General features: G+C 77.3%; 2 protein-coding genes. Both read left to right on the top strand.

Annotation, left to right across the window (positions count from 1 at the left end; all coding sequences use genetic code 11):
• Positions 1 to 1015 (top strand): dihydrolipoamide acetyltransferase family protein (locus CCN42_RS40150; RefSeq protein ID WP_086742034.1); only part of this gene is annotated, 1015 nt, incomplete at its 5' end.
• Positions 1016 to 1097: 82 nt separating this feature from the next.
• On the top strand, positions 1098 to 2015 hold the full coding sequence (locus CCN42_RS40145; protein WP_086742033.1) for an NTP transferase domain-containing protein: 918 nt from the start codon (positions 1098 to 1100) through the stop codon (positions 2013 to 2015).
• The last annotated feature ends 83 nt before the right edge of the window (positions 2016 to 2098 follow it).

Here is a 2098-nt window from a genome sequence, read left to right as displayed (position 1 = left end):
GGACACCCCCCTGGCCGCCCCCGCCGGGGGCACCCGGGGCGACGGAGACGGGCCGGTCGGCGCAGACGCCCCGGTCAACGGCGACGGCCCGATCCCCGTGATCTCCCCGCTCGTCCGCCGCCTCGCCCGCGAGAACGGGCTGGACCTGCGGGAGCTGACCGGCTCCGGCCCCGACGGGCTGATCCTGCGCGCGGACGTCGAGTACGCGCTGCGTGCCGCCGCCGCCCAGGGCGGCCGTACGACCGCCCCGCAGCCCGAACCGCAGGCGCGCGTGGCCGCCCAGCCCGCGGCCCCGGCCAAGGCGCCCGCCTCCACCGCGCTCGGCGGGGGCACCCGTGTCCCGCTCAAGGGCGTGCGCGGCGCGGTCGCCGACAAGCTGTCCCGCAGCCGGCGGGAGATCCCGGACGCCACCTGCTGGGTGGACGCCGACGCCACCGAGCTGATGCGGGCCAGGGCCGCGATGAACGCGGCCGGCGGGCCGAAGATCTCCCTGCTCGCCCTGCTGGCCCGGATCTGCACCGCGGCGCTCGCCCGCTACCCCGAGCTGAACTCCACCGTCGACCTCGCCGCCCGGGAGGTCGTCCGGCTCGACCACGTCCACCTCGGCTTCGCCGCGCAGACCGAACGGGGCCTCGTCGTCCCGGTCGTCCGGGACGCGCACGCCCGCGACGCCGAGGGCCTGACCGCGGAGTTCGCCCGGCTGACCGAGGCGGCCCGGGCCGGGACCCTGACGCCCGGGGAACTGACCGGCGGCACCTTCACGCTGAACAACTACGGCGTGTTCGGCGTCGACGGCTCCACCCCGATCATCAACCACCCCGAGGCCGCCATGCTCGGTGTCGGCCGGATCGTCCCCAAGCCGTGGGTGCACGAGGGCGAGCTGGCCGTCCGCCAGGTCGTCCAGCTCTCGCTCACCTTCGACCACCGCGTCTGCGACGGCGGCACCGCCGGCGGTTTCCTGCGCTACGTCGCCGACTGCGTCGAACAGCCGGCGGTGCTGCTGCGCACCCTGTGACGCGCACGTCCGTCGCGGCCACCCCTGTCCACATGCTGTGCACGGGGGTGGCAACGATCTTCCCGGCGCCCATACTCGGGGCATGACCTCGCGCCCGGCCCCGTCCGCCCCCGACGCCCCGTACGGCGGCATCCCGTACGACACCGTGGTGCTGGCGGGCGGCGCCGCGCGGCGGCTCGGCGGTGCCGACAAGCCCGCCGTGCGGGTGGGTGGCCGGGCCTTGCTCGACCGGGTCCTCGCCGCCTGCGCCGGGGCCTCCACCACCGTCGTCGTCGCCCTCCCGCGGCCCACCACGCGGCAGGTGACCTGGGCCCGCGAGGATCCGCCCGGCGGGGGCCCGCTCGCCGCCCTCGACGCCGGACTGCGGCACATCACCGCCGAGCACGTCCTGGTGCTCTCCGCGGATCTGCCGTTCCTCGACGACGGCACGGTACGGCGGCTGCGCGCCGCCCTGACCGCCGCGCGCGACGCCGACGGCGCCCTGCTCGCCGACGCCGACGGCCGCGACCAGCCGCTCGTCGCCGCCTACCGCGCCGCCGCGCTGCGCCGCGAGCTGGCCGCGCTCACCGCCGCGCACGGCACGCTCACCGGACTGCCGCTGCGCCGGCTGACCGGCGCGCTCGACCTCGTCCGCGTCCCGGATCCCGTCGCCTCCTTCGACTGCGACACCTGGGACGACATCGCCACCGCAAGGGCACGCATCAGGGAGCATGGGCACGTGTTGGATGAATGGATCTCCGCAGTCAAGGACGAGCTGGGCATCGACCTCGACGTCGACACCGGTGCGCTGCTCGACCTGGCCCGCGACGCCGCCCACGGGGTGGCGCGCCCCGCGGCGCCGCTGACCACCTTCCTCGTCGGCTACGCCGCCGCCCACGCCGGCGGGGGCCCGCAGGCCGTCGCCGAGGCCACCCGCAAGGCCGCCGCGCTGGCCCGGCGCTGGGCGGAGGAGGCGGACGAGGCAGCCCCCGGATCCGGCACGCGGCCGGACGCCGGATGACCGCCCCCGGCGTCCGGGCCGGCGAGGACGCCCACGACCTCGACGTCGAGGAGGCCCTCGCCCTCGTGAAACGCCCTCACGGC

It is taken from the genome of Streptomyces glaucescens (assembly GCF_002154375.1).
In the GTDB taxonomy this organism is placed as follows: Bacteria; Actinomycetota; Actinomycetes; order Streptomycetales; family Streptomycetaceae; genus Streptomyces; species Streptomyces glaucescens.
The sequence above is the reverse complement of the archived record's forward strand: the minus strand, read 5'-3'. Positions and strand labels throughout refer to the sequence as shown.

Excerpts from the sequence above, each read along its gene's own strand:
- CCN42_RS40145 (WP_086742033.1), top strand. The coding sequence starts at position 1,098 with ATGACCTCGCGCCCGGCCCCGTCCGCCCCCGACGCCCCGTACGGCGGC.